Source organism: Kitasatospora sp. NPDC085895 (assembly GCF_040702125.1).
Classification (GTDB): Bacteria; Actinomycetota; Actinomycetes; order Streptomycetales; family Streptomycetaceae; genus Kitasatospora; species Kitasatospora arboriphila.
In genome coordinates this window covers 174,703-199,060 of record NZ_JBFBJY010000005.1, presented here as the reverse complement: position 1 = coordinate 199,060, position 24,358 = coordinate 174,703, and the positions used below count along the sequence as shown (strand labels likewise).

The window sequence follows — 24,358 nt, the reverse complement described above, 5'->3', positions numbered from 1 at the left end:
CCCGGTGCCCGGAGACGGGCACGCCGGGTTCGGGAGGCGGCTCGGGGAAACCCACTGGTGGAGACACCAGCAGGGCGCCCCGAGTCGACCTCACCGATCCCTCGCCAGGCCTTCAGCTTGTTGATCAGTCGCTCGACGGTGTTCCGGTCCTTGTAGAGGTCTGCGTCGTGGCTGACGGGCCGACCACCCGTGCTGCCCTTCTTCCTGCGGTTGGCAGCTTGGTCGACCTTCTCCGGGATGACCGCCTTGATGTGGCGTTTGCGCAGGTGGTTGCGGTTGCCCCGGGACGAGTAGGCTTTGTCGCCGGCGACCGCGTCGGGGCGGGTTCGAGGACGGCCGACGGGCCCGCGGACCCGGACCCTCTTCAGCACGGGGATGAAGTACGGGCTGTCGCCGGCCTGCCCCTCGGTCAGGATGAACGCCAGGGGGCGGCACTTGCGCTCGCCCGCGACGTGGATCTTGCTGGTCTGCCCGCCCCTGGAGCGTCCGAGCAAGGCGGCCTTCAGGCGGATCTTGTGTCGGCGTCGGATGCGCCGCCGCTCCTCGCGTTGCGGGCCGCCCTGTCCGTCTTGTTCCTGCGGGCCTCCCCTTTTTGCCGAGCCTTCTCCGCCGCCTCGGCAGCCTTTTCCAAGGCGGCCAGGGAGTCCGGGTCCAGGTGCATCCCCGCGGCGTCATGATGGGCCCGGACGGTGGTGGAATCCACGCTGACCAGGGAGAGATCCACCTCGTCCCGTTTGGCGGCCTCCGCGATCGCGCCCTCCAACAGGGCCTCGAAGACACCGGCGTCCCTCCACTGCCGGAAGCGGTTGTGGACGCTCGACCAGGCACCGAACTCCCTGGGCGTCTCACGCCACTGGCTGCCGGTCTTGAAGTGCCAGATCACGCCTTCGAACTGCTGGCGCAGCCGTTCGGGATACGGGCCGTACTCGCCGATCGGCAGGTACGGCTCGATGAACTCCCACTCCGCATCCGATAGTTGCACTCGAGTCACGGAACACGGTCTACCGCGTCAGGCCGCACCGTGAGGGCAACTTCCCAGAATGATCACAACCAAATACGCGCCCTAGTACCGCGGTGCGCCGCGCCCCCGCTGGACGCCCGCGCCACGGCGCTCCCTGGCGCCCCAGCAGGCGCGGTGCCAGTGCCGGCGGTCCTCCACCCCCGGCCCGTGATCGGGCCAGGCGACGACGTGGCCGACGCCGGACGGGATCTCCTGGTCGCAGCCCGGGCAGCGGTAGTGCCGGCCCTGGGAGCCGGCGACGGTCTGCACGACCCAGTCCTCCCCGCGGTAGCTCTCGACGCGGCGCAGCGAGCCGCCGAACGGGGCCGCCGGGGCGTCCTCGCGGGGGGCGGAGCTCTTCTCACGATTGCGACGCGGCGACACGCCGAACCACCTCTCGGACCGGGCACGGGAACACCTCCAGGGTACGGGCCGCCGCACCACCGCCCGTGCCACTATCACGACATCCGCGCGATCTCAGGTGTTTTGGGTGAGATCCACCCGTTCTCCCGGGAAATTGGTGAAACGGCGTGCCTTTGGCACATGACATCGGCTACTCACGTGGTGAGACAGCGGGGTTCGCAGTCCCTGCGCACCCCCGAGGAGGCACCCGATGACCAAGACCAGCCGGCGGCCCGAGACCGACCAGCAGCCCGCCCCGGGGGGTGGCACGGCCCCGGCGACGGCGCTGCTGCCCCGCCCCGCGGCCACCGACCGGATCGCGGTCGGCGCGTTCCTGCTCTCCGCGCAGTTCCCCGGGCAGGGCCACGGCGAGGTGCTGGCCCGCACGGTGGACGCGGCGGTCGCCGCGGAACGGGCCGGCCTGGACGCGGTCTGGCTGGCGGAGCACCACTTCGTGCCGTACGGCGTCTGCCCGGACGCCGCGACACTGGCCGGGCTGCTGCTCGGCCGGACCCGCCGGATCGGCGTCGGCACCGCGGTGAGCGTGCTGTCCACCGCGCACCCGGTGGCGCTCGGCGAGCGGGCGGCGCTGCTGCACCTGGTCTCCGGCGGCCGGTTCACGCTCGGGGTGGGCCGCGGCGGCCCGTGGATCGACCTGGACGTCTTCGGCACCGGCGTGGACGCCTACGAGTCGGGCTTCCCGGAGCGGCTGGACCTGCTGCTGCGCTGGCTGCACGGCACCCGGGTGGGCGCGGACGGGCCGCAGTTCTCCTTCCCGGAGGTGGCGGTGGTGCCGCGGGCCTCCGAGCCGCTCCGTCCGGGCGGCCTCGCGGACTGGCTCGGCCTCGGCAGCCCCGAGGCGGAGGCCGACCCGCTGCGGAACTTCCCCCGGCAGCGCCAGGAGCCGGGCGGGCGGGCGCAGTCCGGCCCGCCGGTGGTGATGGCCTGCACCTCCCCCAACGGGGTGCGCACGGCCGCCGAGAGAGGTCTGCCGATGCTGCTCGGCATGCACTCGGGCGACGACGACAAGCAGCAGATGCTCGCCGCCTACCGGGAGGCCTGGCGGGCCTGCGGGCGCGGCGAGGAGCAGCTCGCCCGGGTCGAGCGGGAGCACGTCGCGGCGGGCGTGGTGCAGGTCGCGGACCGGACGGCGGCGGCCCGGGCCGACCTGCTGCGGTCGATGCCGGGCTGGTTCGAGTACGGGCTCGGCGCGCACCGCACGGTCGACGGGCGGGAGCGCCGGATGCGCGACCCGCGCGCGTACACCGAGCTGCTGTGCGACCTGCACGCGGTGGGTACGCCGCGGCAGTGCGCGGACCGGCTGCTGGCGACCGCCGAGCGCACCGGGATCCGCCGTTTCGCGCTGCTCGCGGAGGGCTCCGGCAACCGCGAGGCGACGTTGCACAACATCGAGCGGCTCGGCTCGGAGGTCCTCCCCGAGCTGGGCTGACGCCGGGTGTCCGGACAGCCGACGGGGCCGGCCGGTGTGGTCCCGGCCGGCCCCGTCGGCCGGTGTCAGCAGTCGCGCAGCTCGGGCGACTGGTTGAGCAGCTGGGCCCGGACGGACGTGAAGCGCGTGTAGCGCTCCTCGTTCGCCTCGGACGGGGCGAAGACCGCCACCCGGTGGCAGTTCTGGAACGCCAACCGCACGCCGAAGTGCCGCTGGAGGGCGCCCCGGATCGCGTCGCTGGCCATCGCGCGCAGCAGCTGGCCACGGGCCTGCTCGCTGGGCGGCGGGACGTGGTTGTCGGCGAAGTCGGTGCCGTCGACCTTGGTCTGGGCGACCAGCGAGCTGATCAGCTCCCAGGCGTACGGGAGGGAGGTACGGACGCAGTCGACGAACTCCCTCTCGTCGACCTCGCCTCTCTCGGCCTTCTCGAGCAGGGCCGGTGAGACGTCGAGCGACATTGGGTTCTCCTCTCGCGGTCCACCGCGGCGCGGCCCGCCGGGGTGGTCTTGCGGTTGGTGCGGTCGTTCTCGGTGGTGCGGCCCTGCCCGGTCCGTGCGCGCGAACCGGCCGCCGTTCCCGCCGACCTGACGGGCGGTCGGGATGACGGATGATCAGATCGCGCCCGGGAGGCCCGGCGAGGGAGCCGCGGGAGCGGTGGTGACGGTGGGCGGATGGCACCCGGGCGCACCACCGCCGCACGGGCGTGCGCCGGCGCGCCAGCGTGCGGTCGCACAGGACGACGGACGCTCACACCAGGGTGACAGGCGATCGCTCAGCGCGACGAGCGAATGCGTCGAATACCATCGGAATCGGTGCCGCAACGGCGAGATTGGCCGGATCGTGTCGCAGCGTTCATCGCGAGTCTCCATCCCCGTGGGACGGCGCCCGCCGGGCGGAGGCCGCGTGCACGGCCTGTGACCGCGCGGACACCATGGTTCGCCGGATGCGCGAATTCTTCACCCCGTCGTCGCGGAATCGCATCAACTGGCCCCGGTGGGCTAGCGTGGTCGACCGTGCGTCTCGTAATTGCCCGCTGCTCCGTCGACTATGCCGGACGGCTCTCCGCCCATCTCCCGTCCGCCACCCGCCTCATCCTGGTGAAGGCCGACGGGAGCGTCAGCATCCACGCCGACGACCGCGCCTACAAGCCGCTCAACTGGATGTCGCCGCCCTGCACGCTCAAGGAGGCGGACGGCACCTGGACGGTGGTCAACAAGGCCGGCGAAAAACTGATCATCACGCTCGAGGACGTGCTGCACGACTCCTCGCACGACCTGGGCGTCGACCCCGGCCTGGTGAAGGACGGCGTCGAGGCACACCTGCAGGAGCTGCTCGCCGACCGCATGGAGGTCCTCGGCTCCGGCTGGTCGCTGATCCGCCGCGAGTACCCGACCGCGATCGGCCCGGTGGACATCCTCTGCCGGGACGCCGACGGCGCCACCGTGGCGGTGGAGATCAAGCGCCGCGGTGAGATCGACGGCGTCGAGCAGCTCACCCGCTACCTCGAACTCCTCAACCGGGACCCGCTGCTGGCCCCGGTGAAGGGCGTCTTCGCCGCCCAGGAGATCAAGCCGCAGGCCCGCGTCCTCGCCACCGACCGCGGCATCGGCTGCGTGGTGCTCGACTACGACGAGCTGCGCGGCATCGACGACGACAAGCTGAAGCTGTTCTAGGCCGCCGGCCCTCCCGGTCCCGGGAGGGCTCCCCGGCGGGCTCCCTGCGCTACGGCGCCGAGGGGCTGCCCGAGGGGTCGGAGGGCGAGGCGGAGGCGCTGCTGCTCGTCGAGGCGCTGGTGCTCGGCGACGGCGGCGCGGTCGTGCTGGTGCCCGTGCTCGGGCTCTTGCTGGTCTGGCCCGGGACGGGTGCGGTGGTCCTGGTCGCGGTCGGCTTGCGGGTGCCGGTGGTGCTCGCCGAGGCGGACGGCGACTCGGAGTCCGAGGCCGAGGCCGACGCCGAGGGGCTCTCGGACGGGCTGTCGCTCGGTGCGGCGGTCGGGGAGCCGGAGGTGGTGGCCGCGGGCAGGTCGTCCCCGGCGGTGGTGTCGTCCACCGAGGTGCCGGGCAGGGTGCGGCCGTTGCCCGCGGAGTCCTCGCCGCCGGTGTTGAGCCCGATCGCGGCGCCCAGGACGCCCAGCGCCAGCACGGCCGCCGCTCCGGCGATCGCGGCCCGCTTGGCGTCCGACCCCTTCTTCGCCGCGGCGAGCCGCCAAGGGGCCTTCGCGATGGCTCTGATGACGGGTCGTCGGCCGCCGGTCGACGGCTCCTCGCCCGCGGGTAGCTGCCGGGCCTCGGACTTCAGCAGGTCCAGCATCCGCCGCCCGGCGGCACCGGAGTTGGGGTCTCCGAACGCGGCCCGCAGCGCGACCGCGGACTCCAGTTCGGCGAGCGCCCGCTGGTCCGAGTGCACGCACAGGGCGAGCACCCCGAGCTCGTGGTGGAACCAGGCCTCCTCGGCGGTGGCGCGCAGCACCCGGGCCGCTTCCAGGCCGAGCTTGAGGACGCGCTCCCAGGCCCCCCAGCGCAGCGACAGGGCCAGTGCCGGGGCGGCGGCGCGGGCGAGCCGCAGCACGGCCTCCGGGCGGTCGGCGGCCCGGTCGGCGAGCAGGGCACCGACGAGGACCTCCGCCTCGGCGGCGATCTGCTCGGTGGTGACCGAGCCGTGCCCGACCCACCAGGAGAAGTGTTCGGCGGCACCGTACGCGACCGTGCCCGGGTCGAAGCGGCCTGCGAGGAGTTCCTGGACCCCGGTGGCGAGCCGGTGGTGGCCGCCGACGGACACCGCGAGGCCTGCGTCGACGAGTTCGCGCAGTGCGCTCTCGCCGAGTCCGACGTCGATCAGGGCCGGCAGGTGCGGTGCGGTCGGGCACTCGCCGCCGAACGCCAGCGAGAGCCGCAGCACGGCCTGCGCGGACTCGCTGAGCCCCTCGGCGAGCCGGACGGCGGGCGCCGCGCTCTCCGCGACGGTCGGCAGCGGGACGGTGCGACGCAGTTCGCCCTCGAGGACGGCCGGGTCGTCCGGTTCGCTGATCTCCTTGACCAGGCCGAAGACGTTGTTGCGGTCCTCCTGCGCGGCGACCAGGGTGTCCACGGAGACGTCGCGCTGGCGGAGCAGGGCGGCCGCCTGGACGAAGCGCAGCGGCAGGCCCTCGGACTCGAACCACAGGTCGACCGCCCAGGCCCGCTCGGTCTCGTCGAGCTGACGGCCCGCCAGGCGGCCGGCCAGCGCCAGGCAGGCGGACTTGGCGAGGCCGGCGACGGGGTGGTCCTCCAGCCGGAGGCCGGGCGTGAGCACCGGGCTGCCGGGCGGCACGGTGACGAGGAAGGCGCAGTCCGGGGCGGCGTCGAGGAGTTCGGCGAGTTCCTCGTCGTCGATGTCCAGGTCGTCGATCACGACGACGGCGCCGACCTGGGAGAGCAGGGAGGCCAGGGCACGGCGGTCGGGCCGGTAGCCGGGAGCGTGGTGGGTCGCGGCGAAGAGGTCCTGCAGCAGGTCGGCGCCGGTGCGGCGGTGGCCGCTGAGCCGGACGACGCCGTCCGGGGCGATGCCGGCCGCGGCGTCGGCGACGGCGGCGAGCAGGGTGCTGCGTCCGGAGCCGGCCTGTCCGACGAGGCGGACGGAGCGGCCCTCGGAGAGTGCCGCCAGGAGCCGGGCGATGTCGTCCTCGCGGTCCAGCAGCGGCAGGTCGGCGGCGGCGCTGCCCATGGCGAGCGGCCCGACGGCGGGGCTGGGGCCGAGTTCGGGCCGGTCCTGGCGGCGGTCGCGGATGCGGCGGGGCTCCGGGCGCCAGCCGTCCGGGCAGGGGCGGGCCTCGGAGCCGTCCGGTCCGCCGATCGCCAGCAGCAGGTCTCCGGAGACGACCTCGCCGGTGCGGGGGCGTACGCCTTCCTGCCCGAAATCACCGGTCGGCTGTCCCACGTTCGTGCTCCGCCCCATGGTCGGCCGCCGGGCTGCTGCCGGACGGCGTCGGACCGGCCGCGCACCGGATCCGAACCCGTGCGGCCGTGCTTGTGAGCGCAGACTTTTCCACACTCGCCGCGCGCAGCACAGACCGGTACCCCCAAGTAACGTTTCGGGTGGTCCTGCGGGGGGTGCCGGGGCGTTCGGGACGGGGCGCGGGGATCAGGCGGTCGGCAGGATCAGCGGCCCGGTGGGGAGGCTCCCGAGGGCGGGCAGCGAGGTGCCGTAGGCGTCGGGGACGGTGCCCTCGACGGCGAGGATGCGGTGCAGCCGGGTGGCGACCAGTAGACGCTGGAGCTGGGCGGGAACGTGTCGCAGGACGAGGCGGCGGCCGATCCGGCCGGCCCGCCGGTGGGTGCCCATGATGACGCCGAGGCCGGTGGCGTCCCAGAACTCCAGCCGGCCGAGGTCGAGCACGAGGTCGCCCTGGCCGCCGTCGACGGCGGCGTGCAGGACGGCACGGGCGTCGGCGGCGCTGCGCACGTCGAGCCGGCCCTCGATGGCCAGGCCGTTGTGGTCGCCGGTGATGCGCACGCTCTCCTCCTCCGCTCGTCGTTCGGGTTGTTCCGGGGCCCGGGCCGGCCGGGCGTACGTGACGCCGCGCACCGGGGGCCGCGCCGGTCTCCCCCTCGTCTGACGGTCAACCAACTCCGCAGGTTTCTCCCCTTCGGCGGAGTGCGAGGCAACTTCACCCGTCCGAGGGAATATACGCAGGAACTCCCCATACCTACGCTCGATTACCGCCCAAATCACCCGTCTGCGGCAGCATCGTGAGCAAACTCACCCGCGCGGGTGCGCCGTTGTGAGGGCCGGGTCACACGGGGGGCGTCACGCACCCCGCCGCGGCGACCCGGCCCGCGCATCAGCCCTCGTACGGGTAGAAACCGCGGCCGCTCTTGCGGCCGAGATCGCCGGCGGTGACCATGCGGGCCATGACCTCCGGAGCGGCGAACTTCTCGTCCTGGGTCTCGGCGTAGATGTTGCGGGCCGCGTTCACCAGGATGTCGACGCCCGTCAGGTCCGCCGTCTGCAGCGGGCCCATCGGGTGGCCGAATCCGAGCCGGCAGGCGGTGTCGATGTCCTCGGCGGAGGCCACCCCGGACTCGTACAGCCGGGCGGCCTCGACGACCAGGGCGGTGATCAGGCGGGTGGTGATGAACCCGGCGACGTCGCGGTTGACGACCACGACCTCCTTGCCGACGCCCTCGGCGTAGGCGCGGGCGGCGGCCAGCGTCCCGTCGCTGGTCTTGTAGCCGCGGACCAGCTCGACCAGGCGCATCAGCGGCACCGGCGAGAAGAAGTGGACGCCGACGACGCTCTCCGGACGGGAGGTCGCGGCGGCGATCCGGGTGATCGGGATGGCCGAGGTGTTGGTGGCGAGGACGGCGCCGTCCTTGGCGATCTTGTCGAGCTCGCGGAACACGCCCTCCTTGACGTCCAGCCGCTCGAAGACCGCCTCGACGACGATGTCGGCCTCGCCGGCCGCCCCCAGGTCGGTGGTGGTGGTGATCCGGCCGAGCGCCGCCTCCGCCTCCTCGGCGGTCATCCGGCCCTTGCCCACGAACTTCTCGTACGAGGCCCGGATGCCGTCGAGGCCGCGCTGCAGTGCGGCCTCGGTGACGTCCCGCAGCACCACCGGGTGCCCGGCCTGCGCCGAGACCTGGGCGATGCCTGCGCCCATCAGACCCGCGCCGATCACGGCGATCCGCTGGGTGGGTGCGTTGCTCATGGCAGGGTCTCCCGAGTACTGGCGGGCGCCGGTCGCCGGTCGTGGCCGGGAGGCGCTGGGCGTGGCACGGTCAGGGCAGGGTCCCTCCCCCGGAGCCGCGCCGCTCACGGCCCGTGACTCTAATGCCCCCGGGCGCCGAACGGTGAGAATGTGGAGTGTGATCTGTACCCGACGGCGGAGGGGTTTGGCGCGATGACCGCGGTGCACCCTTTGCTGGCCCTCCTGATCGGCCTGGGGCTGACCGGGGTGCTGGTGCTGCTGCTGCGCTGGACGTACGGCCGCGGGCGTTCCCTGGTGGCCCGGCGGCCGCGCGCCGGCAACCCGGACGAGTACGGGCTGCTGGTGAGCGTCGCCTCGCCGACCGATCCGGACGACGCCCTGCGGATGTCCGCGCTGCTCACCGCCGAGGGGGTGCGGCACACCCTGGTGGAGACCAGCGCGGGCCCGCGGCTCATGGTGTGGCCCGACGACTCCGCGAAGGCCCGGCAGGCCCTCGACCAGCGCTGACGGACCGTCACCGCACGCCGGGGACGCCGCCGGGCCCGGTGCCATCCCGGGGGTTGTCGACGGGCAGGATCCCCAGCTCCTGGGCCAGCACGGCGGCCTGCACCCGGCTGCGCAGGGCCAGCTTGGCCAGGATCCGGCTGACGTGCGTCTTGGTGGTGCCCTCGGCCGTGCCCAGCCGCTCGGCGATCTGGGCGTTGGACAGCCCGGCGGCGAGGCAGGCCAGCACCTCGCGCTCGCGGCCGGTCAGCTCGGCGACGGCGGCCCGGGCCTCCGCCGCACCCTGGCGGCCGGGCCGCGCGAAGGCCGAGATCAACCGGCGGGTGACCGAGGGCGCCAGCATGCCGTCGCCGCGGGCGACCGTGCGGATGCCCTCGACCAGGCCGTCCGCGTCGACGTCCTTGAGCAGGAAGCCCGACGCACCCGCCCGCAGCGCGCCGTAGACGTAGTCGTCGAGGTCGAAGGTGGTCAGCACCAGCACCTGCGCGGCGTCCGCCGCGACGACCTGCCGGGTCGCCTCCACGCCGTCCAGCCGGGACATCTGAATGTCCATCAGCACCACGTCGGGGCGCAGCTCCAGTGCCAGCCGGACGGCCTCCTCGCCGTCCGCGGCCTCGCCGACGACCTCGATCCCCGGCTCCGACCGCAGGATCATCACCAGCGCGGCCCGCACCGCGGCCTGGTCCTCCGCGACCAGCACCCTGACGGTCATCCGTCCGCCCCCTTCGTCTCGCGCGGCAGCACCGCCCGCACCCGCCACCGGCCGTCCTGCGGCCCCGCCTCGAAGTCGCCGCCCAGCAGATCGGCGCGCTCCCCCATCCCGACCAGCCCCGCCCCGGCGCCGTGCAGCGCACGGCCGGGGACGGCGTCCTCACGGTAGGGGCTGTCCACGGCGACCACCACGTCGGCGGGCCGGTACTCCACCCGCAGCCGGACGGTGCCGGGGGCGGCGTGCTTGACCGCGTTGGTCAGCGACTCCTGGACGATCCGGTACGCGGCCAGCTCCAGCGGCGCCGGCAGCTCGCCCGGCTCCCCGGACGACGCCGCCTCGAAGGCGAGGCCCGCCTCCAGCCCGGCCGCCCTGGCCCGGTCCAGCAGTGCGTCCAGGGCGGCGAGCCGCGGTGCGGCGTACGACTCCTCGCCGCTCTCGCCCACCGCGAGCGGGCCCGCGGGGGCGCCCCGCCGCAGCAGGCCGATCATGCGGCGCATCTCGGCCAGCCCCTGGACGCTGTTCTCCCGGACGACGGCCAGGGCGGCGACCACCGGGTCGTCCGCCGGGCGGTCCTGGCGGCGGGCGACGGACTGCGCGCCCGTGGCGTGGATGGCGATCGCCGACAGGTGGTTGGCGATCACGTCGTGCAGTTCGCGGGCCATCCGGGCACGCTCGGCGGAGACCGCGGCCCGACGGTCCATCTCGGCGAGCAGGGTGGTCTGCTCGGCGCGCAGCCGCTCCGCCTCGGCCCGGTCCTGGTGCCGTCGGAGCAGGTCGGCCGTCCACACCGGGGCGAGGAAGATCAGCCCGCAGAACCCGGCCACCAGCAGCGCGTCCGGCACCTCGGCGTACAGCGCGGTGAGCCCGGACAGCACCAGGGTGGTGGCGCCGCCGGTCAGGTGCAGCACCTTCGCCATCCGCGGCGGGCCGTAGAGCACCGCCGCGTACAGCAGGTCGGTGTACATCACCAGCGTCGCCAGCACCGAGCCGGCGACGAGGCCGGCCGCGAGGACGAGGCCGCCGAGCGTGGCCGTCCAGACCGGCCGGGTGCGCCGGAACAGCTCCAGCCCGGCCATCGCGAACAGCGGCAGCGCCGCCGCCCAGCGCGGCACGCTGTCGGTGCGGTCGTAGGCGCCGAACGCGATCAGCACCAGGCCGCCGAGCAGGCCGGCCAGGGCGATGAGCGCGTCGTGCCGGCGCGGAGTGAGGGTCACGGCACCATCCCACCATCCGCCGCGGGCACCCGGGCCCACCTGTGGAAGGAACCTGCCGTACATCGAAGGTCAGACGCGGGATCACCCCCGGCGACGACGCGCGGGCGCCGCGTGCGCGACAGGCTGGTCCGCATGGTTTCCCTGATCGTCGCCGGTGAGATCGGTTTCTGGGTGGTGCTGGCCGCCGCGCTCGCGGTCCGGTACGGGTTGCAGCTGCGCCGGGCGGGCGCCGTCCTGCTGATGCTGCTGCCCGTGGTGGACCTGGTGATCCTCGCGGCGACGGTCGCGGACCTGCGCGGCGGTGCCGTCGCGAACTGGACGCACGGGCTCGCCGCCGGCTACGTCGGCTTCTCGGTCGCCTACGGCCACCACCTGGTGCGATGGGCCGACGGCCACGCCGCGCACCGGCTCGCCGGCGCACCGCGCCCGGCCGGGCCGCCGAAGTACGGCGCGGCGAAGGCCGCCCACGAGTGGCGGATGTTCGCCCGCACCCTGGCGGCCTCCGTGCTGACCGTCGCGCTGGTGGCCGCCGTGCAGTGGCTGGTCGGCGACGACGCCCGCACCCGTGGCCTGGACTCCTGGTACCCGCGGATGGCCCTGGTGGTCGGCATCAACCTGGTGATCGCCGGCAGCTACACCGTCTTCCCCAAGCGCGGGCCCGGGGCTGCGGCCGACCGCCGGCCGTGAGCCCCGGTGCCGCCGTGCGCTACCGGTTCTCGCCCGGCACCCAGAGGACGTCGCCGATCTCCTTGTTGGCCGTGCGGGCCAGGATGAAGAGCAGGTCCGACAGCCGGTTGAGGTACTTGGCGGTGAGCGGGTTGACGGTGTCGCCGTGCGTCTCGATCGCCGCCCAGGTCGACCGCTCGGCCCGCCGCACCACGGTGCAGGCCAGGTGCAGGTGGGCCGCGCCCGGGGTGCCCGCCGGCAGGATGAAGCTGCGGAGCTTCTCCAGCCCGCCGAGGTAGTGGTCGCAGTCGGCTTCCAGCCGGTCGATGTAGCCCTGCTCGACCCGCAGCGGCGGGTACTCGGGGTTCTCCACCACCGGGGTGGCGAGGTCGGCGCCGACGTCGAAGAGGTCGTTCTGGATCCGCGTCAGCACCGCGGACACGTCGGCCGGCAGCGCGCCGACCGCCAGGGCCACGCCGATCGCGGCGTTGGCCTCGTTGGTGTCGGCGTACGCGATCAGCCGCGGGTCGGTCTTGGTGGTGCGGCTCATGTCGCCGAGGGCGGTCGTGCCGTCGTCACCGGTGCGGGTGTAGATGCGCGTCAGGTTCACCATGGCCGCAGCCTAGCGCCGACGCGGGGCGTGTGTTAGGGGGTGTTAACCAGCCCACACGGTCAGGCGACGTTGACCCTCTGCCCGGGCGGGGCCGCCTCCAGCCAGGCGAGGAAGCCGGTGAGGGCGTCCTCGCTCATGGCGAGCTCCAGCGGGGCGCCGTCGTGCAGGCACCGCAGCACCACCGAACCGGAGAGCAGGGCCATTTCCTCCTGGCCCTCGGGATAGCGCCGGCCGAGGACCTCGATCTCGGTGCGCGGCAGGACGCGCCGCGGGCGCGGGGCGTACGAGAAGACCCGGAACCACTCGATGGAGTCGCCGCTGTACCGCCCGATACCGAAAACCCACCCCTTGCCGTCGGTCACGTGGACCGGGGCCGGGGTGGGTTGGCCGTTCTCGTCGAGGTCGGGCTGCGTCGAGGCGTCCGCAGGCATTTTGAGCCGGAGACTGCAGTCGAACGTCCCGCCTACTCGCTGGATGACTCGGCGGCGTACCGCGAACACCGTCAGTCCGATCACGGCGAAGGCGACGATCGCCGCGCACACCACAAGGGCGAGGACCATGCTCACCGACCTCCTCGCTCCTGCGTTCCCCGTGACGGCCGTGTCACCGGCCGCCCTGTCCTACCAACTGATACGACAGTCCCGGGGTCACGCTTCCGCGTCCCCGGGACCGTCGGTCGACCCCGCTGTCAGGGTCGGGTGCTCAGGCGTGGGCCTTGAGACCGCGCGCCGCCACCAGGCGGACCTCCGCACGGCGCTCGGCGTGCGCGTCGAGCTCCGACTGGGCGTTCTCCAGCGCGCGCTGGGCGCGGGCGATGTCGATCTCGTCCGCCAGCTCGGCCACCTCGGCGAGGATGGAGAGCTTGTTGTCGGCGAAGGAGATGAAACCGCCGTGCACCGCGGCGAGGACCGTCCCGCCGTCGGTGGTGCGGATGGTGACCGGACCGCTCTCCAGCACGCTCAGCACCGGGGTGTGACCGGGCATGATGCCGGTGTCACCGGAGGCCGTACGGGCGACGACGATGGTGGCCGCACCGGACCACACCTTGCGGTCGGCTGCGACCAGCTCGACGTGCAGCTCAGCCAACGTGGGCTCCTAGGCTCTTGAAACCGTCGATTGCTCGATGGTTTCGGTAAGAATAACGGGCCCGCACCCCTGTCATGAAACCAGGGACACGGAGATGACCGGGATCACAGCCGCTGTGTGCCGTGAGGGGTGGCCCCCGGGAGACGGGGACCACCCCTCACAGTCACTCGGCCATCACGTCGGCCTGATTACTTCTTCGCCAGCTCGGCAGCGTTCTTCTCGAGGTCCTCGATGCCACCGCACATGAAGAAGGCCTGCTCCGGGACGGAGTCGTACTTGCCGTCCGCGATCGCGTTGAAGGCCTCGATGGTCTCCGACAGCGGCACGGTCGAGCCGTCGACGCCGGTGAACTGCTTCGCCACGTAGGTGTTCTGCGAGAGGAAGCGCTCGATGCGGCGGGCGCGGTGGACGGTGATCTTGTCCTCCTCGCTCAGCTCGTCGATGCCGAGGATCGCGATGATGTCCTGGAGGTCCTTGTACTTCTGGAGGATCCCCTTGACGCGCACCGCGGTGTCGTAGTGGTCCTGCGCGATGTAGCGCGGGTCCAGGATGCGGGACGTGGAGTCCAGCGGGTCGACGGCCGGGTAGATGCCCTTTTCCGAGATCGGGCGCGACAGAACGGTGGTCGCGTCCAGGTGGGCGAAGGTGGTGGCCGGCGCCGGGTCGGTCAGGTCGTCCGCGGGGACGTAGATCGCCTGCATCGAGGTGATCGAGTGACCGCGGGTCGAGGTGATGCGCTCCTGCAGGAGGCCCATCTCGTCGGCCAGGTTCGGCTGGTAGCCCACCGCGGAGGGCATGCGGCCGAGCAGGGTCGACACCTCGGAACCGGCCTGGGTGAACCGGAAGATGTTGTCGATGAAGAGGAGCACGTCCTGCTTCTCGACGTCGCGGAAGTACTCCGCCATGGTCAGGGCGGACAGCGCGACGCGCAGGCGGGTGCCCGGCGGCTCGTCCATCTGGCCGAAGACCAGCGCGGTCTTGTCCAGAACGCCCGAGTCCACCATCTCGTGGATCAGGTCGTTGCCCTCACGGGTGCGCTCGCCGACACCGGCGAACACCGACACACCACCGAAGTTCTCGGCGACGCGGTAGATCATCTCCTGGATCAGAACGGTCTTGCCGACACCGGCACCACCGAACAGACCGATCTTGCCACCCTGGACGTACGGGGTGAGGAGGTCGATGACCTTGATGCCGGTCTCGAACATCTCGGTCTTCGACTCGAGCTCGGAGAAGTTCGGGGCCTTGCGGTGGATCGGCCAGCGGGTCGTGACCGAGGCCTCGAACTCCGCCTTGTCGACGTTCAGCACCTCACCGAGGGCGTTGAACACCTTGCCCTTGGTGATCTGGCCGACGGGGACGGAGATCGCCGCACCGGTGTCGGACACCTGGGCGCCGCGGACGAGGCCGTCGGTCGGCTGCATCGAGATGCCGCGGACCAGGCCGTCGCCGAGGTGCTGGGCGACCTCGAGGGTCAGGGTCTTCTTGCCCGTGCCGTCGGGGTTGTCCACCTCGACGTGCAGGGCGTTGAACATGTCCGGAATCGCGTCGACGGGGAACTCCACGTCGACGACCGGGCCGATGACCCGGGCGACGCGGCCCGTGGCCAGTCCGGCGCCCGTCGGCTCAACAGTGGTGGTCATACTCATTCGCTCCCGCGGCTAGCGTCGGCGAGGGCGTTGGCGCCACCGACGATCTCGCTGATTTCCTGGGTGATCTCGGCCTGTCGGGCCGAGTTGGCAAGCCGCGTGAGCGACTTGATGAGCTCTCCCGCGTTGTCGGTCGCGCTCTTCATCGCGCGCCGGCGGGCGGCGTGCTCGGAGGCGGCCGACTGCAGCAGCGCGTTGTAGATCCGGCTCTCGACGTACCGCGGCAGCAGCGCGTCGAGGACGCCCTCCGCCGACGGCTCGAAGTCGTACAGCGGGAAGATCTCGTTCTTGGCCTTGGACTCGTCGCTGAGCTCGACCTCGTCCAGCTTCAGCGGCAGCAGCCGGGCGTCGACCGCCGTCTGCGTCAGCATCGACTCGAACTTCGTCGAGACCAGGTGGATCTCGTCCACGCCGCCGGTCTCCGCGGTGAACGCCTCGATGAGGTCGCCCGCCACGGTCTTGGCGTCGCCGTAGGTCGGCTTGTCGGAGAAGCCCGTCCACGACTCCGCGACCTGGAGGTTGCGGAAGTTGTAGTACGAGACGCCCTTGCGACCGACGATGTAGGTCACCACGTCCTTGCCCTCGTCGCGGAGCGTCGCGCTGAGCGCGATCGCCTGCTTGATGGCGTTGGTCGAGTAGCCGCCGGCCAGGCCGCGGTCCGCCGTGATCAGCAGGACGGCGGCCTTGGTGGCCTGCGGGTTCTCGGTGGTGAGCGGGTGCTTGGCGTTGGACCGGGTGGCCACCGCCGTCACCGCCCGGGTGAGCTCATCGGCGTACGGAGTGGAGGCGGCCACCGCGCGCTGCGCCTTGACGATGCGCGACGCGGAGATCATCTCCATCGCCTTGGTGATCTTCTTCGTCGCGGTGACAGAGCGGATCCGGCGCTTGTAGACCCGAAGCTGTGCTCCCATTGGGTCGTTACGTCCTTTCCCTCGTTACCGGACTCAGGCCTGCTCGGACAGGAGCTTGCCGTCAGCCGTGGTGTAGCCCTGCTTGAAGCCCTCGATCGCGCTGGTCAGCGCGTCGACGGTGCCGTCCTCGAGCTTCTGGGTCTCGACGATGCCGGCGAGGACGCCCTTGTGCTCCAGGCGCAGGTGGTCCAGGAACTCGCGCTCGAAACGGCGGATCTCGGCGACCGGGACGTCGTCCAGCTTGCCGGTGGTGCCGGCCCAGATGGAGACGACCTGCTCCTCGACGGGGAACGGCTGGTACTGGCCCTGCTTCAGCAGCTCGACCATGCGCGCACCGCGCTCCAGCTGGGCCTTGGAGGCCGGGTCCAGGTCGGAACCGAAGGCGGCGAACGCCTCCAGCTCGCGGTACTGGGCCAGGTCCAGGCGCAGGCGGCCGGCGACCGACTTCATGGCCTTGATCTGGGCGGAGCCACCGACGCGGGAGACCGAGATGCCGACGTTCACGGCCGGGCGGATGCCGGCGTTGAACAGGTCGGACTCCAGGAAGCACTGGCCGTCGGTGATGGAGATGACGTTGGTCGGGATGTACGCCGAGACGTCGTTGGCCTTGGTCTCGATGATCGGCAGACCGGTCATCGAGCCGGCGCCCAGCTCGTCGGAGAGCTTCGCGCAGCGCTCCAGCAGGCGGGAGTGCAGGTAGAAGACGTCACCCGGGTAGGCCTCGCGGCCCGGCGGGCGGCGCAGCAGCAGGGAGACGGAGCGGTAGGCCTCGGCCTGCTTCGACAGGTCGTCGAAGATGATCAGGACGTGCTTGCCGTCGTACATCCACTCCTGGCCGATGGCGGAGCCGGTGTACGGGGCGAGGTACTTGAAGCCCGCCGGGTCGGACGCGGGAGCGGCCACGATCGTGGTGTACTCCAGCGCGCCGGCCTCCTCCAGGGCGCCGCGGACGGACGCGATGGTGGAGCCCTTCTGGCCCACGGCGACGTAGATGCAGCGGACCTGCTTCTTCGGGTCGCCGGAGCGCCAGTTGTCGCGCTGGTTGATGATCGTGTCGATCGCGACCGCGGTCTTGCCGGTCTGGCGGTCGCCGATGATCAGCTGGCGCTGGCCGCGGCCGATCGGGGTCATCGCGTCGATGGCCTTGATGCCGGTCTGCATCGGCTCGTGGACCGACTTGCGGACCATGACGCCGGGGGCCTGCAGCTCCAGGGCGCGGCGGCCGGTGGAGGCGATCTCGCCCAGGCCGTCGATCGGGTTGCCCAGCGGGTCCACGACACGGCCGAGGTAGCCCTCGCCGACCGGGACGGAGAGGACCTCGCCGGTGCGCTGCACCGTCTGGCCCTCCTCGATGCCCGAGAACTCACCGAGGATGACGACACCGATCTCGCGGGTGTCGAGGTTCAGCGCGAGGCCGAGGGTGCCGTCCTCGAACTTCAGCAGCTCGTTGGCCATGACCGAGGGGAGACCCTCGACCTTGGCGATACCGTCCATGGCCTCGGTGACCGTGCCGACCTCTTCACGCGAGGCGGCGTCCGGCTGGTACGACTGGACAAAGTCGGCCAGCGCGTCCCGGATCTCCTCCGGACGGATCGTAAGCTCCGCCATCAGGCTTCCCTGCTCTCCTAGTTTGCGATCCTCGGCCCGCCATTGAGGGCCGCAAGTGCTCGACTCTCGGCCGGGTCGGGGTGAACCGGCCGTACGTTTTGCCGGTTCACTCGGTGTGAACCGACGCCCGACCGAGGGTCGGATGATGCTCTTCTTCGGTCAGCCTTCGAGGCCCTGGCGAGCGCCTTCGAGGCGGCTCACCACCGTGCCGTCGATGACCTCGTCGCCGATCTGCACCTTCACGCCGCCGACGACCTCGGGGTCGACGTCGATGTTCAGGTGGACCTGCTTGCCGTACAGGCCGGCCAGGGCGGCGGCGAGCCGCTCCTTCTGCCGGTCCGACAGCGGCACGGCGCTGGTGACCAGGGCCACCACGCGGCCGCGACGGGCGGCAGCGAGCTTGGAGTAGGACTCGAGGCCCTGTTCCAGGCTACGGCCACGCGGGGCGGTGACCAGGGAGACGACCAGGCGGACGGTGCCCGCGTGGGCGCGGCCGCCGAGCAGCTTCTTGACCAGGGCCGCCTTGGCGGCGGCGTCGGCCTTGGGCTCGGTCAGCGCGGCGCGCAGCTCGTGCGAGCCCGCGACGACCCGGCCGAACCGGAACAGCTCGTCCTCGACGTCGTCCAGGGCACCGGCCTTGTCGGCGGCGATGACCTCGGCGTACGCGGAGAGCTCCTCCACCGCGTCGACCAGGTCGCGCGCGCCGGACCAGCGGGACCGGACGAGGCCGGAGACCAGGTCGACCGTCTCACCGGAGACCTGGCCCGACAGCAGCGTGCCGACGAACTGGGCCTTGTCCTGGCCCGACCGCGAGGGGTCGGTCAGCACGCGGCGCAGCGAGACCTCGCGGTCCAGCAGCGCCGTGACGGCGGTGAGCTCCTCGGCGAGCTTGGCCGCGTCCACCGAGGTGTTGTCGGTCAGGCTCTCGAGGTTCTCCCGGCCGGCGGCCAGGGCCTCGCGGCTGGCGCCGATCACTTGGCACCCGCCGAGGCGGCGGCCTTGGCCTCGAGCTCGTCGAGGAAGCGGTCGATCACGCCGCTCTGCCGGGCGTGGTCCTCGAGGGACTCACCCACGATGCGGGACGCCAGCTGGGAGGCCAGCGAGCCCACGTCCTGGCGCAGGGCGGCAGTCGCCTGCTTCTTGTCGGCCTCGATCTGGGCGTGGCCGGCGGCGACGATGGACTCGCGCTGGCGCTGGCCCTCCTCGCGCATCTCGGCGACCAGGGCAGCGCCCTGCTCACGGGCGTGCTCGGTGATCCGAGCGGCCTCGTGACGCGCCTCGGCGAGCTCCGCGCGGTACTGCTCCAGCAGGGCCTGGGCCTCTGCCTGAGCGACCTCCGCACGCTCCATGCCGCCCTCGATCGCGTCCCGGCGCTCCTTCAGCACGTTCTCGATGCTGGGGAGGAGCTTCTTGCCGAGGAAGCCGAAGACGATGAAGAAGCAGAGCAGGCCGATGATGATCTCGGGCCACGCGGGGAGCAGGGGGTTCATCTTCTCCCCCTCCTCCGCGAGCTGAGCCGCGATGTTCATATCTGGACCTTCCTCGAAAGCGGTCTACGGCAGGGGAATCAGGAGCCGGTGCCGAAGACGAACGGCATGACGATGCCGATGAGGGCGAGCGCCTCGGTCAGCGCGAAGCCGATGAACATGTTGGAACGGATCAGGCCAGCGGCCTCGGGCTGACGGGCCATGGCCTGGACACCGTTACCGAAGATCAGACCGACGCCGATGCCGGGGCCGATCGCGGCGAGACCGTAACCGACGGAGGCGATGGAACCCGTGAGCTCAGCGAGCTGTGCCATTTCAGCTTGTCCTTTTCAGGGATGTGAACCGGTGGTGGTTGGCCACCGGACGATCAGGGGTGGGCGCAGCCGGGGCTGCGGGGCTCAGTGCGCCTCTTCGAGGGCACCGGCGATGTAGCTGCTGGCCAGCATCACGAAGATGTACGCCTGCAGGAACTGGACCAGGAGCTCGAAGGCGGTGAGGCCGACGGCCACCACGAAGGAGGCGCTGCCGTAGAGCGCGCCCAGGCTCGGGCTGAGCAGGTACCAGGAGGCGATGGAGAACATCACGATCAGCAGGTGGCCGGCGAACATGTTCGCGAAGGCTCGGACCGCCAGGGTGAACGGGCGGACGAAGATGTTCGAGAAGAACTCGATCGGCACCAGGATGAACATGACCCAGCCGGGGATGCCGGACGGCCAGCAGAGGTTCTTCATGCCGCCGACGAAGCCGTGCTTCTTGAACGTCAGGCCCATGTAGGTCAGCCACACGACGAGCGCGAGGCCGGCCGGGTACGCGATGCGCGCGGTCACCGGGAACTGGGCGAACGGGATGATGGACATGATGTTCATCACCCAGACGAAGAAGAACATCGAGACCAGCATCGGGACGTACTTCTCGCCCTTCTTGCCGATCGTCTCCAGCACGATGCTGCGCTTGACGAAGTCGTAGCCGATCTCGCCGACGAGCTGCAGCTTGCCGGGGAGCAGCTTCGGCTTGGCGAAGGCGGCCCAGAAGAAGGCGACCACCAGCAGGGCCACGATGATCGACAGGAGCATCGGCTTGGTGAAGTCGACGCTGCCGATCGAGAAGATCGGCTTGAAGTCGAACTCGTTCAGGCCAGGAGCGGGGAACCCGCAGCCAGCGTCACTGAAGTGGCAACTGCCAGAGGCGAGCAGCGCGGATTCAGTACCCACCACGGACTCCTTCGTCATGACGCATGGTTACGGCAACCTCGGTGTGTCGGCGCGGCGCGGGGCCACGGAGCGGCACTGGAACTTGTTGGATTTCTCGCGGACCCTGCACGGCGCGTATCCCTGCCGCGGGATCTTCGAAGACTTCGGGGAGTCGGGGGGCGATCCGTCCGATGATCGGAGAGACCCGGCCGCATCTCGTACTCCGCCGTTGGGACGGACGATAGCAGCCCGTCAGGAGGGCATAAACACCGCCCCCCTCGCGAGGGGGACGGCCCGCCCCACTCACGGTTGACGCCCGGATTTGGGCTTGTCGTCCCGGGATTCGGGATCGACGTAGTAGATCTTGGCCTTCATCGCGCCGCGCACCTGGAAGCCCGTCCAGATCAGCGCGCAGCCCAGCAGCGTGAAGCCGAACACCTTGGTGTCGAAGAGGGTGGTGTGCTTGAACACCGCCAGGACGACCGCGACCAGCAGGATCTGCGTCGTGTAGACGAGCAGCGCGGCTGCCATCATGATCTGCGGGTTGTTCCTGGTGAGCCGGTCGAGCGCGACCTGGCCGAAGCTGAAGAACGCCATCACCAGCAGCGTTGCGAAGACTGCGCCGATCAACCCCTTGCTCCCCACGACGAAGGTCGCGATGACGGCGGCGATCAGGCCGGCGACCGCAGTGGGGATTGCGGCGCCTCGGATGATCCGGGCGTCGTGGGACGGCATGTCGGCAGCTCCGGCGGCATGTCGGCAACGGGGGACTGGCATATGGGTGTGCGCGGCGGGGGACGCCGCACCGGGAACCACAGCCGCAGGCCGGCCGCTCGACGGCGAGCCGGTCGAGGAGACCGACCGGGGGTGGAGAGTGCTCCGCCTGTCAGGTCTTTCGGCGTGTTCTCGGTACTCGTGAACGGTATCACAAACTATTTGATGAGAGCTTTACCATGAACGTGTGGTACCTGTCACACCGATGGCCTAAGGGTGTCGCCGTACGGGTGAGGGCTGTTGACGGCCGGTCAGACGCATCGGCGGGCGTGTCGCGGGCGCCCTCGGGGGCGCCCCGGCCCCCTCCGGGGCGCGCGCTCAGCCCTTCGCGCGGCTCCGCTGCCCGACCGCCGTGGCCCCGCTGCCGATCCGGCTCAGCAGTGCCTTGTCCTTGGCGGAGAGCTCGGCCATCGCGGGCGCCCCGGCGGGTGCCCCGGCCTCGTCCGCCGCTCCGCCGAGGTCCTCCGCGGCGGCCTCGGGGCCGGTGGCCGGCGTCTCGGTCCGGGCCTTGCGGTAGCGGGGCGGCACGACGGCCTGCACGGCCCGCGGCGCGTGCGGGCGGAAGCGCGGCATCAGCAGCACGACCAGGCCGACCAGGCAGAGCCCGGCGAAGGCCAGCACCACGGTGCGGCCGGTGTTGGCGACCGAGAAGGCTACGGTGCCGAAGGCGATCAGCGCCGCCCAGAAGTACATGATCAGCACCGCGCGGCTGTGCGAGTGGCCGACCTGCAGCAGGCGGTGGTGCAGGTGCTGCTTGTCGGCGGCGAACGGCGACTTGCCGGCCCAGGTGCGGCGGACGACGGCGAGCAGCAGGTCGGCCAGCGGCAGTGCGATGACGGTCAGCGGCAGCAGCAGCGGGATGTAGATCGGCACCAGGGCGTGGACGGTGGCGGTCTGCGAACCGGTGCGGGAGGTGATGTAGTCGAAGTCGACGCGGCCGGTGATCGAGATGGCGGCGACGGCCAGCATCAGGCCGAGCATCATCGAGCCGGAGTCGCCCATGAAGATCCGGGCGGGGTGCAGGTTGTGCGGCAGGAAGCCCAGGCACATGCCGATGAGGACGGCGCTGAACAGCGCGGCGGGGGCGGCGTCGTTCACCCCGTAGCCGATCCACAGGCGGTACGAGTACAGGAAGAACGCCATCGCGGCGATGCAGACCATGCCGGCCGCGAGGCCGTCCAGGCCGTCGATGAAGTTCACCGCGTTGACCATGACGACGACCAGCGTGACGGAGATGATCATGCCCTGGGTCGGGGTGACGGCGACCGTGCCGACACCGGGCACCGGGAGCGAGATGACCGTCACGCCCTGCCAGACCATCACGCCGGCGGCGATCATCTGACCGCCCAGCTTCACCAGGGCGTCCACGCCCCACTTGTCGTCCAGCACGCCGAGGACGAACATGATCCCCGCGCCGGAGAGCAGCGCCCGGACGTCCGCGCTCTGGATGAACAGCCGTCCGATGTTGGTCAGTTGGGAGGCGACCAGCAGGCCGGCGCAGAGCCCGCCGAACATCGCGATGCCGCCGAGCCGCGGGGTGGGCTCGCGGTGCACGTCGCGCGCGCGCACGGCCGGCATCGCACCGGCGGCGATCGCGAACTTCCGCACCGGGCTGACCAGCAGGTACGTCACCGCGGCGGTGACGAAGAGCACCAGCAGATACTCACGCACCACTGGCCTCCTGCATCACGGTCCGACGGATGAGTACGGAGCGTACTCCCGGGATGGTTCGGGGTTCGAGGTGCGTCGCCACGGTCACACCTTATTGAGTCGGACGAGCAGGACGTGCACCGCGGTTCTCCCCGGACGCCGCGGAGGCCGCCCGGGAGCCCCGGACGGCCCCTCCGCACGGCCTCCGCGGCCCGCTGCGGCCGCCTCAGCGGCGGCCGGAGAACGCCCGTGCGAGTTCGCGCACACGCGCGGAGATCCGGGCCTGCGGGCCGCCCCGCAGCAGCTCTCCGATCAGGGTGCCGACCTCGGCGAGCTCGGCCGGCCCCATGCCCTGGGCGGCGGCCGCGCCGGTGCCCAGCCGGATCCCGGAGGCCTCGGCGGCGGGCGCGGGGTCGAAGGGCAGCGCGCACTTGCCGAGCATCAGCCCGGCCGCGGCGCAGCGCCGCTCGGCGTCGACGCCGCTCAGGCCGAGCGGGCTGACGTCGGCGGTGACCAGGTGGGTGTCGGTGCCGCCGGTCACCGGCCGCAAGCCCTGCTCGGCGAGCGCGCCCGCGAGGGCCCGGGCGCCGTCCACGGCCCGGCGGGCGTACGCGGCGAAGTCCTCGCCGGCGGCCTCGGCGAGGGCCACGGCCTTGCCGGCCACCTCGTTCATCGCGGCGCCGCCCTGGGTGAACGGGAAGACCGCCCGGTCGACCCGGTCGGCGAGCTCCACGGTGGACAGCAGCAGGCCGCCGCGGGGACCGCGGAGCAGCTTGTGGGTGGCGGCGACGGTGACGTCCGCGTACGGCACCGGGGAGGGCGCCAGGCCCGCCGCGACCAGTCCGGTGGTCTGGGCGACGGAGGCGATCAGGTAGGCGTCGACCTCGTCGGCCACGGCGCGGAAGGCGGCCCAGTCGACGTGCCGGGGGTAGGAGATGCCGCCGGCGATGATCGCCTTCGGGCGGTGCCGGTGGGCGAGCTCGCGGACCTGTTCCGGGTCGATCAGGCCGTCGTCCTCGCGGACGCCGTAGCCGACGAAGTCGAACCAGCGGCCGGAGAAGTTGGCGCGGGATCCGCAGCTGAGGTGGCCGCCGTGCTCCAGCGACATCGCGAGCACCGTGTCGCCCGGCCGCAGCAGCGCCGCGTACGCCGCGAGCATCGCCGAAGTCGCCGACCGGGGCTGGACGTTGGCGTGCGGGGCGGCGAACAGCTGGCGGGCCCGGTCGACCGCCAGCAGTTCGGCGGTGTCGGCGAGCGCGCAGCCGGTGTGGTGGCGCCGGCCCGGGTAGCCCTCGGCGTACTTGTCGATCAGCGGACCGCCGAGCGCGGCCAGCACGGCCGGGCTGGTGATGTTCTCGCCCGCCAGCAGCTGCAGGCTCTCCGCCCGCCGCTCGGCCTCCGCGGCGAGCAGGTCGGCCAGCAGCGGGTCGGCGCGGCGGAGCGCCTCCGCGGGCTCCCAGCGCACCCCGGCGTCGGGAGCGTCGGTCTCGGTCGGGCCGTGCACGGTGGGGGTGACGGACATGGCGCAGCTCCCGGAAGCGGCGGGCGGGTCCCTCCAGCGTAGGTCGGGGCCGCCCCCGGGGCCCGCCCGTGCGCGGCCGCGTTGCGCCGTCGGGGCGGGTCCGGCGCCCGCCGTCGCGGACGGCCCGCCGGCCGGTGTCGACGCCCGCGCACGCTCCGGGCACGCCGTGTGCACGGTTTCTCCACCCGATCCCCCGCAATCCCCCGCGCCGTGCGGGCGGGCGGCACCCCGGGG

24 protein-coding genes and 1 pseudogene are annotated in these 24,358 nt (G+C 72.1%); 4 read left to right on the top strand and 21 right to left on the bottom strand.

Annotated features, from left to right (window positions below):
• Window positions 1-95: 95 nt before the first annotated feature.
• Together AB0442_RS05310 and AB0442_RS05305 are read right to left on the bottom strand one after the other, a co-directional pair.
• A pseudogene (locus AB0442_RS05310) lies at window positions 96-991 on the bottom strand (transposase); the annotation flags it as partial.
• 72 nt (window positions 992-1,063) lie between these two features.
• Complete coding sequence (locus AB0442_RS05305; protein WP_344625922.1) at window positions 1,064-1,384, bottom strand: ATP/GTP-binding protein; 321 nt, start codon at window positions 1,382-1,384, stop codon at window positions 1,064-1,066.
• 334 nt (window positions 1,385-1,718) lie between these two features.
• Here AB0442_RS05305 and AB0442_RS05300 point away from each other — a divergent pair, with 334 nt between their 5' ends.
• Window positions 1,719-2,852 carry an LLM class flavin-dependent oxidoreductase gene (locus tag AB0442_RS05300; RefSeq protein ID WP_366160730.1) on the top strand — a complete coding sequence of 378 codons (1,134 nt, stop codon included), beginning with the start codon at window positions 1,719-1,721 and terminating at the stop codon, window positions 2,850-2,852.
• 65 nt (window positions 2,853-2,917) lie between these two features.
• Here the strand turns inward: AB0442_RS05300 and AB0442_RS05295 are convergent, their stop codons facing one another.
• Window positions 2,918-3,310, bottom strand: coding sequence for an SCO5389 family protein (locus AB0442_RS05295; RefSeq protein ID WP_366160716.1), 393 nt, complete (start codon window positions 3,308-3,310; stop codon window positions 2,918-2,920).
• A gap of 555 nt (window positions 3,311-3,865) precedes the next feature.
• Here AB0442_RS05295 and nucS point away from each other — a divergent pair.
• Complete coding sequence (gene nucS, locus AB0442_RS05290; RefSeq protein WP_363542557.1) at window positions 3,866-4,525, top strand: endonuclease NucS; 660 nt, start codon at window positions 3,866-3,868, stop codon at window positions 4,523-4,525.
• 49 nt (window positions 4,526-4,574) lie between these two features.
• Here nucS and AB0442_RS05285 read toward each other — a convergent pair whose 3' ends face one another.
• The 3 genes from AB0442_RS05285 to AB0442_RS05275 all read right to left on the bottom strand — a co-directional run bounded on the left by AB0442_RS05285 (window position 4,575) and on the right by AB0442_RS05275 (window position 8,538).
• Window positions 4,575-6,767: an ATP-binding protein gene (locus AB0442_RS05285; RefSeq protein ID WP_366160715.1), complete on the bottom strand. Its 2,193-nt coding sequence runs from the start codon at window positions 6,765-6,767 to the stop codon at window positions 4,575-4,577.
• Between the two features lie 204 nt (window positions 6,768-6,971).
• Window positions 6,972-7,343: an STAS domain-containing protein gene (locus AB0442_RS05280; protein WP_366160713.1), complete on the bottom strand. Its 372-nt coding sequence runs from the start codon at window positions 7,341-7,343 to the stop codon at window positions 6,972-6,974.
• Between the two features lie 328 nt (window positions 7,344-7,671).
• A complete protein-coding gene (locus tag AB0442_RS05275) occupies window positions 7,672-8,538 on the bottom strand; it encodes a 3-hydroxyacyl-CoA dehydrogenase family protein (protein WP_344625918.1) in 867 nt (288 codons plus the stop codon).
• A 192-nt stretch (window positions 8,539-8,730) separates the two neighbouring features.
• On the opposite strand from AB0442_RS05275, the gene AB0442_RS05270 reads away from it, so the two are divergent.
• Window positions 8,731-9,045 carry a hypothetical protein gene (locus tag AB0442_RS05270; protein ID WP_366160712.1) on the top strand — a complete coding sequence of 105 codons (315 nt, stop codon included), beginning with the start codon at window positions 8,731-8,733 and terminating at the stop codon, window positions 9,043-9,045.
• 7 nt (window positions 9,046-9,052) lie between these two features.
• Here the strand turns inward: AB0442_RS05270 and AB0442_RS05265 are convergent, their stop codons facing one another.
• Entirely contained in the window at window positions 9,053-9,754 is a 702-nt protein-coding gene (locus AB0442_RS05265) for a response regulator transcription factor (protein ID WP_366160710.1), read from the bottom strand.
• A complete protein-coding gene (locus AB0442_RS05260) occupies window positions 9,751-10,968 on the bottom strand; it encodes a histidine kinase (protein WP_366160709.1) in 1,218 nt (405 codons plus the stop codon). Before AB0442_RS05260 ends, AB0442_RS05265 begins: the two co-directional genes overlap by 4 nt.
• Window positions 10,969-11,100: 132 nt before the next feature.
• Between AB0442_RS05260 and AB0442_RS05255 the strand changes: the two genes are divergently transcribed.
• Window positions 11,101-11,655 carry a hypothetical protein gene (locus tag AB0442_RS05255; protein ID WP_366160708.1) on the top strand — a complete coding sequence of 185 codons (555 nt, stop codon included), beginning with the start codon at window positions 11,101-11,103 and terminating at the stop codon, window positions 11,653-11,655.
• Window positions 11,656-11,674: 19 nt separating this feature from the next.
• Here AB0442_RS05255 and AB0442_RS05250 read toward each other — a convergent pair whose 3' ends face one another.
• The 13 genes from AB0442_RS05250 to AB0442_RS05190 all read right to left on the bottom strand — a co-directional run bounded on the left by AB0442_RS05250 (window position 11,675) and on the right by AB0442_RS05190 (window position 24,124).
• A complete protein-coding gene (locus tag AB0442_RS05250) occupies window positions 11,675-12,247 on the bottom strand; it encodes a cob(I)yrinic acid a,c-diamide adenosyltransferase (protein WP_344625913.1) in 573 nt (190 codons plus the stop codon).
• A gap of 59 nt (window positions 12,248-12,306) precedes the next feature.
• A complete protein-coding gene (locus tag AB0442_RS05245; protein WP_366160706.1) occupies window positions 12,307-12,807 on the bottom strand; it encodes a DUF2550 domain-containing protein in 501 nt (166 codons plus the stop codon).
• A gap of 142 nt (window positions 12,808-12,949) precedes the next feature.
• Entirely contained in the window at window positions 12,950-13,333 is a 384-nt protein-coding gene (locus tag AB0442_RS05240; RefSeq protein WP_263103635.1) for a F0F1 ATP synthase subunit epsilon, read from the bottom strand.
• A gap of 188 nt (window positions 13,334-13,521) precedes the next feature.
• Window positions 13,522-14,976 carry a F0F1 ATP synthase subunit beta gene (atpD, locus tag AB0442_RS05235; protein ID WP_366160704.1) on the bottom strand — a complete coding sequence of 485 codons (1,455 nt, stop codon included), beginning with the start codon at window positions 14,974-14,976 and terminating at the stop codon, window positions 13,522-13,524.
• 2 nt (window positions 14,977-14,978) lie between these two features.
• Complete coding sequence (locus AB0442_RS05230) at window positions 14,979-15,893, bottom strand: F0F1 ATP synthase subunit gamma (protein WP_366160703.1); 915 nt, start codon at window positions 15,891-15,893, stop codon at window positions 14,979-14,981.
• 33 nt (window positions 15,894-15,926) lie between these two features.
• Window positions 15,927-17,501, bottom strand: a complete 1,575-nt coding sequence (gene atpA / locus AB0442_RS05225; protein WP_366160701.1) for a F0F1 ATP synthase subunit alpha — start codon at window positions 17,499-17,501, stop codon at window positions 15,927-15,929.
• Window positions 17,502-17,660: 159 nt separating this feature from the next.
• Window positions 17,661-18,476, bottom strand: a complete 816-nt coding sequence (locus AB0442_RS05220; protein ID WP_363542548.1) for a F0F1 ATP synthase subunit delta — start codon at window positions 18,474-18,476, stop codon at window positions 17,661-17,663.
• Window positions 18,473-19,030 carry a F0F1 ATP synthase subunit B gene (locus tag AB0442_RS05215; protein ID WP_366160700.1) on the bottom strand — a complete coding sequence of 186 codons (558 nt, stop codon included), beginning with the start codon at window positions 19,028-19,030 and terminating at the stop codon, window positions 18,473-18,475. Before AB0442_RS05215 ends, AB0442_RS05220 begins: the two co-directional genes overlap by 4 nt.
• Before the next feature lie 38 nt (window positions 19,031-19,068).
• Window positions 19,069-19,302: an ATP synthase F0 subunit C gene (gene atpE, locus AB0442_RS05210; RefSeq protein WP_057226856.1), complete on the bottom strand. Its 234-nt coding sequence runs from the start codon at window positions 19,300-19,302 to the stop codon at window positions 19,069-19,071.
• 84 nt (window positions 19,303-19,386) lie between these two features.
• Window positions 19,387-20,217, bottom strand: coding sequence for a F0F1 ATP synthase subunit A (gene atpB, locus AB0442_RS05205; RefSeq protein ID WP_366160698.1), 831 nt, complete (start codon window positions 20,215-20,217; stop codon window positions 19,387-19,389).
• A 264-nt stretch (window positions 20,218-20,481) separates the two neighbouring features.
• On the bottom strand, window positions 20,482-20,913 hold the full coding sequence (locus AB0442_RS05200; RefSeq protein ID WP_366160697.1) for a hypothetical protein: 432 nt from the start codon (window positions 20,911-20,913) through the stop codon (window positions 20,482-20,484).
• A 357-nt stretch (window positions 20,914-21,270) separates the two neighbouring features.
• The gene (locus AB0442_RS05195; RefSeq protein WP_366160696.1) at window positions 21,271-22,623 is read right to left on the bottom strand and encodes an MraY family glycosyltransferase; all 1,353 of its coding nucleotides are present in this window, start codon (window positions 22,621-22,623) and stop codon (window positions 21,271-21,273) included.
• 205 nt (window positions 22,624-22,828) lie between these two features.
• Window positions 22,829-24,124, bottom strand: a complete 1,296-nt coding sequence (locus tag AB0442_RS05190; RefSeq protein ID WP_366160695.1) for a serine hydroxymethyltransferase — start codon at window positions 24,122-24,124, stop codon at window positions 22,829-22,831.
• Window positions 24,125-24,358: the final 234 nt, after the last annotated feature.

What these genes read in the sequence shown, in the direction of transcription:
- AB0442_RS05250 (WP_344625913.1), bottom strand. Translation starts at nt 12,247, where the DNA reads ATGGTGAACCTGACGCGCATCTACACCCGCACCGGTGACGACGGCACG.
- AB0442_RS05270 (WP_366160712.1), top strand. Translation starts at nt 8,731, where the DNA reads ATGACCGCGGTGCACCCTTTGCTGGCCCTCCTGATCGGCCTGGGGCTG.
- atpB (WP_366160698.1), bottom strand. Translation starts at nt 20,217, where the DNA reads ATGACGAAGGAGTCCGTGGTGGGTACTGAATCCGCGCTGCTCGCCTCT.
- AB0442_RS05215 (WP_366160700.1), bottom strand. Translation starts at nt 19,030, where the DNA reads ATGAACATCGCGGCTCAGCTCGCGGAGGAGGGGGAGAAGATGAACCCC.
- AB0442_RS05200 (WP_366160697.1), bottom strand. Translation starts at nt 20,913, where the DNA reads ATGCCGTCCCACGACGCCCGGATCATCCGAGGCGCCGCAATCCCCACT.
- atpD (WP_366160704.1), bottom strand. Translation starts at nt 14,976, where the DNA reads ATGACCACCACTGTTGAGCCGACGGGCGCCGGACTGGCCACGGGCCGC.
- AB0442_RS05245 (WP_366160706.1), bottom strand. Translation starts at nt 12,807, where the DNA reads ATGGTCCTCGCCCTTGTGGTGTGCGCGGCGATCGTCGCCTTCGCCGTG.
- AB0442_RS05275 (WP_344625918.1), bottom strand. Translation starts at nt 8,538, where the DNA reads ATGAGCAACGCACCCACCCAGCGGATCGCCGTGATCGGCGCGGGTCTG.
- AB0442_RS05265 (WP_366160710.1), bottom strand. Translation starts at nt 9,754, where the DNA reads ATGACCGTCAGGGTGCTGGTCGCGGAGGACCAGGCCGCGGTGCGGGCC.
- AB0442_RS05230 (WP_366160703.1), bottom strand. Translation starts at nt 15,893, where the DNA reads ATGGGAGCACAGCTTCGGGTCTACAAGCGCCGGATCCGCTCTGTCACC.
- AB0442_RS05295 (WP_366160716.1), bottom strand. Translation starts at nt 3,310, where the DNA reads ATGTCGCTCGACGTCTCACCGGCCCTGCTCGAGAAGGCCGAGAGAGGC.
- AB0442_RS05190 (WP_366160695.1), bottom strand. Translation starts at nt 24,124, where the DNA reads ATGTCCGTCACCCCCACCGTGCACGGCCCGACCGAGACCGACGCTCCC.
- AB0442_RS05255 (WP_366160708.1), top strand. Translation starts at nt 11,101, where the DNA reads ATGGTTTCCCTGATCGTCGCCGGTGAGATCGGTTTCTGGGTGGTGCTG.
- atpE (WP_057226856.1), bottom strand. Translation starts at nt 19,302, where the DNA reads ATGGCACAGCTCGCTGAGCTCACGGGTTCCATCGCCTCCGTCGGTTAC.
- atpA (WP_366160701.1), bottom strand. Translation starts at nt 17,501, where the DNA reads ATGGCGGAGCTTACGATCCGTCCGGAGGAGATCCGGGACGCGCTGGCC.